Annotated in this window: 3 protein-coding genes and 1 pseudogene; 1 reads left to right on the top strand and 3 read right to left on the bottom strand. The window is 70.9% G+C overall.

The features are described from left to right. Window positions 1–137 precede the first annotated feature (137 nt). Both AB0E67_RS16020 and AB0E67_RS16015 read right to left on the bottom strand, forming a co-directional pair. The gene (locus AB0E67_RS16020; RefSeq protein ID WP_362026438.1) at window positions 138–2684 is read right to left on the bottom strand and encodes an SdrD B-like domain-containing protein; all 2547 of its coding nucleotides are present in this window, start codon (window positions 2682–2684) and stop codon (window positions 138–140) included. 668 nt (window positions 2685–3352) lie between these two features. Beyond that, window positions 3353–3580 (bottom strand): annotated as a pseudogene (locus AB0E67_RS16015) (FAD-dependent monooxygenase); the annotation flags it as partial. A 247-nt stretch (window positions 3581–3827) separates the two neighbouring features. Here AB0E67_RS16015 and AB0E67_RS16010 point away from each other — a divergent pair. Then, on the top strand, window positions 3828–4610 hold the full coding sequence (locus AB0E67_RS16010) for a peptidoglycan DD-metalloendopeptidase family protein (protein ID WP_362026435.1): 783 nt from the start codon (window positions 3828–3830) through the stop codon (window positions 4608–4610). 177 nt (window positions 4611–4787) lie between these two features. On the opposite strand, the gene AB0E67_RS16005 is transcribed toward AB0E67_RS16010, so the two are convergent. Continuing rightward, a complete protein-coding gene (locus tag AB0E67_RS16005) occupies window positions 4788–7187 on the bottom strand; it encodes a SpoIIE family protein phosphatase (RefSeq protein WP_362026433.1) in 2400 nt (799 codons plus the stop codon). Between the last annotated feature and the right edge of the window lie 265 nt (window positions 7188–7452).

The raw sequence follows: 7452 nt of genomic DNA, 5'->3' as shown, positions 1-7452 counted from the left end.
GCCCCCCCGGGGGGGGGCCCGGCCCGTCTCTCCTGCGGCGGGGGGGGGGGGGGGGGCCGGGCCGGGGGGGGGGGGGGGGCGGCCCCCCCCCCCCCCCCCCCGACGCTCCTTCCGGACAGACCTTTCCGGTCACGGCATCAGCTGTACTGCGCCCTTCGCCTGCGCACCAGGACGACCAGCGCCGCGCCGAGGACGGTGAGCGCGGCACAGCCGGCCAGGGCCAGCGGAACCATCCGGCTCATGCCGGTGGCTGCCAGGCCCGAGTCGGGTGCGTGGCCCGGTGGACCCGGTTCACCCGGTGCGCCCGGCGCCCCCGGTGAACCCGGTTTGCCCGGTTCCGGCGTCGTCGGTGTCGGCGCCGGAGTGGTGCCGGGCAGCCGGTGGTTGACCGCTGTCACCGAGACCCCGGCGTCGAGATTGTCGGGGGTCAGCACCAGCGGCCCGAACACCGCCACGTCGGGTGTGGCGTACCCTGCGGGCGGGCTGATCTCCTGCCAGTAGTACGTGCCCGGTGCACCGGTGCCCTGGCAGACTCCGTCGGTCCCGGTCGTGCAGGGCTTGTCGACCCGCGTGTCCGGCTCCGCCCCGGTGGTCTGCAAGTCGTCGGAGCCGTTCGTCTCCTTCCACAGCTGGAACTTGGCCCGGGCCAGCGGCTTGCCGTCCTGGTCGTGCTTGACCAGGCGCAGCGCGCCCTCCTGTTGTCGGAAGCCGAAGTCGTAGGTGTGGTCGTTCTCCCCCGGCCCGCCGGTGGTCAGCGCCCGCTCCGGGAACTTCGCGTCGCGCGGGACGATGCCCTTGGAGTCGATGAAGTGGTTGTCGCCCACATCCGCGTCCGTGGGCACCCACTGGTGGAGCGGCCCGTCCTTGGCGTAGTCGGCCGGATTGTCGAGGCGGATGGTGTACTTGGTCCTCGGGTGGAGGCCGCCGGTGACATTGGAGTCGTCGAAGTAGTACTCGCCGCGCGCCGTCGTCCTGGTCGTCCCCACGAGCTTGCCCGACTCGTCGTACAGGTTGACGGTCGCGCCCACGACCGGGCGCTGGCCCGGGTTCTGGATGCCCTTGCGTTCGGGGTCGTACCAGACCCGGTTGCCGATCTGGAGCGGGGCCTGGTCGCAGAGCACCTCCAGGTCGCCCATCGAGGCGCCCTTGCCGAACGGGGCGACGTTGCCGGGCGGGTTGAGGCGGAGGCCGAACCCCGGATCCTGCGCGCCATCATGCTGGAGGAACGACGTGCCGTAGCCGTAGGCGGTGTGGTTGGGGTCGAAGGCGGAGGTCGCGATGGTGTTCTCGGCCTTGGAGAGCGCCATGCCGGCGAACGCCGTGTTGCGGTGACCACCCCAGCTGGTGTCGAAGAACCGGGTGCCCCGAGGGGACAGCCCGCAGCCGTTGTTGGTGTCCATCACATACATGCCGTTCGCCGCGCATGCCTTGTTCAGGTCACCGCCCGACATGACGACGGCGGCGGAGTTCGGCGTGGGACCGGCAGGCGCGCGGTCGCCGAAGCGGTCGCGGAAGGCCAGCAACATCGAGCCGTCGGCCTCAAAGGCGATCTCGCCCAGCTCCGGTTCGGGGTTGGCGATGGTGGAGTTGCCGCACGGGCGGCCGTTCTGCGAACCGGGGTAGGTGCTCGTCCACGGGAACCAGCCCGCGCCGTCGCACGGGCCACCGCCGACCGTCGAGCCGCGCGGGTAGTCCAGCGGCTGGTTCAGCACGGCCTCCTGGAAGGCGCCGGTGCCCAGGTCGAAGGGGAGAACCACCGCGCGCAGGTCCGAGACCTTCCCGGTGGACTCGCCCGAGCAGACCCCGCCGAGGTAGCCGGTGCCGTCCTGCATCCCCAGGCCGAAGGGACGCCAGTCCCCGGGCGCCGGGCAGCCCGGGTCCGGGATCGCGTGGACGGCCTTCGGCGCCGCGGCGGTCGGCACGGTGGCATCGTAGCGGTAGAGCTTGCGGTTGTTGAGGTTGACGACGAACAGGTCCTTGCCGTCATCCGTGATCTTGATGCCGCCCAGGCTCTCCTTGCCGGGCACGGCGAGGAACGCGTCGTCGGTGCCCGGGCCGTGTGCCGTCGTCCCCGCGTCCGGGACGACGGTGAACAGGGTGGTCTTCTTCCGCGCGGGGTCGGTCACGTAGATGCCCCCGGCGCCGCCCGGACCGTAGTCCGTGGTGCGCTTGGCCACCGCCGAGGAGAACACCCGCTTGTCGGCCTTGTTCCACGCGATGCCGAACAGCGTGCCGGTCTCGGCATTGGTGGCGATGTTCGTGACGTTGACGTCGACGCCGTCCTGGCCGCGTGCGTCGTACGGGAAGGAGACCAGCGTGCGCTGGTTCCCGCCTTCGCGCGTGGTGGGCTGGCAGGTCGTCATCAGCGGTGCGTTCTTCTGGCAGTAGTCGCCCGGGCTCCACAGCCCGGTGGTGTACGCCACGCTCTTCCCGTCGGAGAGGTCGACGAACTCCTCGTTGCTGCTCAACTGGTTGGGCGCGCCGTCCAGACCCTGGCGCGAGGCGAAGGCCGGGAACAGCACACCCGGCTTCGGGTTCACCACCTGCACCCGGTACTTGCCGCTGGTGGTCCTGCCCTCCGTCGGAGTCAGTGTCACGGTGCCGTCGGCGGCCGTGACCCCCTCGGTGCCCACCCCGTCGTCGTCGGTGAGGGTCACCTTGACGCCCGCGATACCCGGTTCCAACGCCGGTTTCCATACACCGCTGGTGTCCACGGCCCGGATCACCCGGACCGTCACCGATCCGTCCCCCGCCTGCGAGTACGCCGCAGGCGCCACGGCTAACGAGCCACTACCGATTCCCAAGGCGAGCGCGGCCAGGCAGCCAACGGTGCGGCGACCGAGCACGCCCGGCCGCCGCCGACGCGGCTCGGGCGCGGCTCCCTTCACATGTTCATTCTTAGATCTCATCCCCTGCTCTCAGCGTTCGGAAGGGCCTGATGCCCTGCTCGTGAGGGAGTACATAGAGATGCGGAGAACCGCCTTGCGAGCGATCTTAGAAGGGCTTTGGGCAAGATCGTGCCGGAATGGCGAACTCGGCCTCCACATACCGATAGTTCGGTACGGTATACCGATAGTTCGGTGCGGTCGCTGGTGGGACCGTCACCATCGGGCGAGCATCGTCGCGGGCTCGGTGAAGGCTACGGCGCCCTGCTCACAAGCGAGTTCGTTGCCGGCCGGGCCGCGGCGGGCCCTCGCCACAGCGGCCCTTGTGTCACGCCTACGGGCGGTGCGAGGACCGGCGCTCTGCACCTCCCGGCCCGCCGCACTCGGCGATCTGCGCGCCGGACCTCGAACACCGACGACACGGACCAAGTGCGCAAGACCATGTCCTGTGGAATGGTGACGATGACTCAGAAGTCCTTCGGGGGAACGAGGTTGTCGAGTGCCTCGGCGCGGTCCTGGGCGGCCTGGGCCGAGCGCGGCAGCATGAGGTTCTCGTAGGCGCGGACGGCGTCGCCGAGGCTGGATTCGGTGATGAGTGCGTGGGCGAGGTCGGTGCCGTCGAGCATGGCGAGGTTGGCACCGATCCCGACGGGAGGCATCAGGTGCGCCGCATCGCCCAGCAAGGTGATGCCGGGGACGGCGCGGGCGATCGCCTGCCCGGATGCTGTCCGTACGGCATTCGCGCGACTTCGCGCGAGCGCCTCGCGCCCCGCGCGAGGCGCTCGCCCTCTCACGGTGGAGAAGGAGCCAACGAGGGCCATATGAAAGGGAGTTGCCGCTCCGCAACCGTCGTCCACGAAGTCGTACCGACGGGTATTGCAATCGCCGCAGACATGACAAGATCTGCCTGTCCCCTTGCCCTCCCCGCTTTCGGAGTCAACGATGCGTCGCAGTGTCCGGGCCGTGCTGGCCCTCTCCCTCGCCGGACTGGCGGTCATGGTCCCGGCCGGATCGGCACAGGCCGACACCGTGGTGAGGGTGTCCGTCCCCAGTGGTCTGCCGCTCAACGTACGGTCCGAGCCGCGCCTCGGTGCCCAGGTGGTCGGCAGCCTCGCCAACGGCAGCAAGGTGACGATCACGTGCTACGGCCGGGGCGACAGCGTGCAGGGCATCGGCGGTGCCACCAACATCTGGAACAAGGTGTCGAGCGGCGGCTGGGTCAGCGACGGCTTCCTGGAGACCGGCTCCAACAACCCGGTGGTGCCTCCCTGTTCCGGCGGCGCGCCGTTCAAGCTGCCCTACTCGGCCGGTCGGGCGTACACCGTGACCCAGACCCCGGGCTCGGGCTACTCGCACAACGACGACTACAACCGGCACGCCGTCGACTTCGCCACCCCCACCGGCACCCCCATCGTGGCCTCGGCCGCGGGCACCGTCTACTTCGAGGGCTGGAACGGCGCCGGCGGCATCATGGCGCTGATCGACCACGGCAACAACCGGTGCACCCAGTACGCCCACCTGAGCTCGACGATCATCGACAGGGGCAACCGGGTGGCCCAGGGCCAGCAGATCGGCACCTCCGGCGCCACGGGGAACGTGTCGGGTCCGCATCTGCACTGGAACGTCGTGTACTGCGACAGCCAGCGCAGCCGCGAGATCCCCAATTCCGTGGAGACCGGCACCAACTATCCCACCGGTTCCGCACCGGTGAGCCGGAACGGCTGACGATCCGCCGACCCCCGTGTCGGTCACCGGAGTCGTCGTGGTGGACGGATACGTGATCGCCGCCGGAACCCAACACCCTTGCGAGGCGCGCCGGGCCGGCGGCCTTCTCGTCGGCGCCCCGCCCGCTCGCGGAGCTTCTCCCCGGCGCGGCTCACGGCCGCGTACACGTCGCGCCCGCTATTCCGCGGCCGACACGAGGGACTGCTCGGTCCAGATGGTCTTGCCGCGCTGACCGTAGCGGCTGCCCCAGCGGGTGGTGAGCTGGGCGACGAGGTACAGACCGCGGCCGCCCTCGTCGGTCCAGCGGGCCCGGCACAGCCGTGGCTGGGTGTTGCTGGGGTCGGAAACCTCGCAGATCAGCACGTTGTCGCGGATGAGCCGGAGGGCGACCGGGCCGCCCGCGTAGCGAATGGCGTTGGTGACCAGTTCGCTGACGATGAGTTCGGTGGTGAACGCCAGGTGGCCCAGGTCCCAGGAAGCCAGTTGCCCGGTGACGGCTTCCCGGGCCTCGGCAACGATGGCGGGGTCGGCGGGGAACTGCCAGACGGCGGTCGAGCCCTCCGGCAGCGCCCTGGTGCGAGCGAGCAGCAGGGCCACGTCGTCGCGGGACGGGGCCTCGGCGGCCCGGGAGAGCAGGGACCGGCCGACCCCGTCCAGGGACGGTGATCCGCCGCCGTCGCACAGCGCCGCGAGACCGTCCGCCAACTGCGACACCCCGTCCTCGATGTCCTGTCCGTCGAGGGTCACGAGCCCGTCGGTGTACAGGGCGAGGACGCTGCCGGGCTCCAGCCTGAGGTTCGTGACCTCGAACGGCATGCCGCCCACCCCGAGTGGCGGGCCGGGGGCGATCTTGATCGCCCGGGTCGTGCCGTCGGGGCGGAGCAGTACGGGTGGTGGATGTCCGGCGCTGGCCACCGCGCACTGACGGGTGACCGGGTCGTACAGCACGTACAGACAGGTCGCGCCCACGGCGTCCCGCTGGGCGGGGCCCGCCTCCTCGGCGAGCTGCTGGACCAGGTCGTCCACGTGCGTGAGCAGCTCGTCGGGCTCCAGTTCGAGGTCCGCGAGGGTCTGCACCGCCGTACGCAACCGCCCCATGGTCGCCGTGGCGTGCAGGCCATGGCCCATGACGTCCCCCACGACGAGCGCCACACGCAGCGACGGCAGTGGGATCACATCGAACCAGTCGCCACCGATGTCGGCCCCGCCCCCCGCCGGCACATAGCTGCCCGCCGCCTCGACCGCGGGGATGTCGCGGGTGGCACGGGGAAGCAGGCGCTGCTGCAGTGCCACGGCCGCGCGGTGCTCCCGGGTGTACCGGCGGGCGTTGTCCACGCTCAGCGCGGCACGGGAGGCGATCTCCGTCAGCAGCTTCCGGTCCTCCTCGACGAAGGGATCGGGGTAGTCGGTTCGCCAGACCACCACGGCGCCGAGCAGCAGACCGCGCGCGAACAGAGGAGCGTAGAGGACCGAGTGGCCGTGCTCGGGGACGAACAGCGGGGCCAGTTCCGGCCCCAATTGCTCCCTCGCCTCCTGTACGGAGGCCAGGACGGTCTCGCCGCACCGCAGCTTCCGCAGAACAGGCGGGTCGGGCAGCGGGGGAACCTGCTTCCCCGGTTGCAGGAGGCTGCTCGGCACGGGGCCGGCGGCCGAAACGATTGCGGCGCGGCGCAGGTACCACAGTCCGGCGCCGGCCAGCTTGGGCGGCTCGTCGCCCTGGAACATGGCGTCCGCGAGTTCCACCCAGGCCATGTCGCCGAAGGCCGGGACGAGGACCTCGGCCAGATCCTGGGAGGTGCGGAGGACGTCCAGGGACGTGCCGATCCGCTCGGCCGCTTCGTGGAGCAGGTCCAGGTGTTGGTGGTCCCGCTGCCGGGCGGTGGTCGGCGTGAGCATCGTGGCGACACCTGTCGGGCGCCCCTGCGCGTCCTCCAGCCGGAAGGCGGACAGGAACCACTGTCTGTCGGGCACCCGTGGGGCACGCACCCGCTGCTCCCACCCGATCAGCGGCACACCGGTGTCCAGGACCCGGCGCAGCGCCGACTCGACCTCGTCCGCGTTCTGCGGGGAGAGCACCTGCCGCAGTCGGCCTCCGAGGAGCCCGGACGACCCGCCGGACGTCCCGGAGGCGGCGTTGCTGCGCTCCGTGCACAGATCCGGACCGTGGATGCCGACCTCGATCCGGTTCTGGGCGAACAGTGCCCGCACAAGGGCGGTGTCCTGATTCCACATGTCCAGATGGCCGGCGGGGAGGGCCAGGACGAGGCACTCCGACGAGCCTTCCATCGGCACCGTCCGAAAGGCGACCTCGAACCGGTGACCGGAGCGGCTGCGGAGCGGCACCCGGCCCGTCGACGGGATCCCGGTGCCTCGGGGGCGGCCCCGGCACCGTCCGTTGGAGGGGTCGGCGAGCAGGTCGCACACCGAGGAGCCGCAGACCTCCTCGGCCGTGCGCTCCAGCAGGTCTGCGGCCGCCCGCGACCAGCGCAGCACGACGCCCCGGTCGTCGAGCACGGCCGTCGCGACGTCGTCGAACGAGAACGACCGACCCCAAGCGTCATCAGTGGATGCGCCCATCCCGCTGTCCTCGCCTCTGCGGAGTTACTTAAAGGTAAGTACATTGTGGACAATTCCGACGCATACTGCTCCGTCAGCGGGAGCGTGAATCGTTCGTTGCGACTCCAGGCCGTGGGTGACTCGGCGATGACCAGCGACAACGTCGTGGGAGGTGAAAGCCGTCCATGAATGCGCCGGGCAGGTCGGGCGGCGCAACCACCCGGCGACCCTCGGTGCGGAGCACCGGCGGACCGTGACCGCCCTCGGGAAGGGGCGGGCGGACCCG

The sequence above is a fragment of the Streptomyces sp. NPDC032161 genome (assembly GCF_040636995.1).
In the GTDB taxonomy this organism is placed as follows: domain Bacteria; phylum Actinomycetota; class Actinomycetes; order Streptomycetales; family Streptomycetaceae; genus Streptomyces.
The sequence above is the reverse complement of the archived record's forward strand: the minus strand, read 5'-3'. Positions and strand labels throughout refer to the sequence as shown.

Coding starts and splice junctions, on each gene's coding strand:
- AB0E67_RS16010 (WP_362026435.1), top strand. CDS start 3,828: ATGCGTCGCAGTGTCCGGGCCGTGCTGGCCCTCTCCCTCGCCGGACTG.
- AB0E67_RS16005 (WP_362026433.1), bottom strand. CDS start 7,187: ATGGGCGCATCCACTGATGACGCTTGGGGTCGGTCGTTCTCGTTCGAC.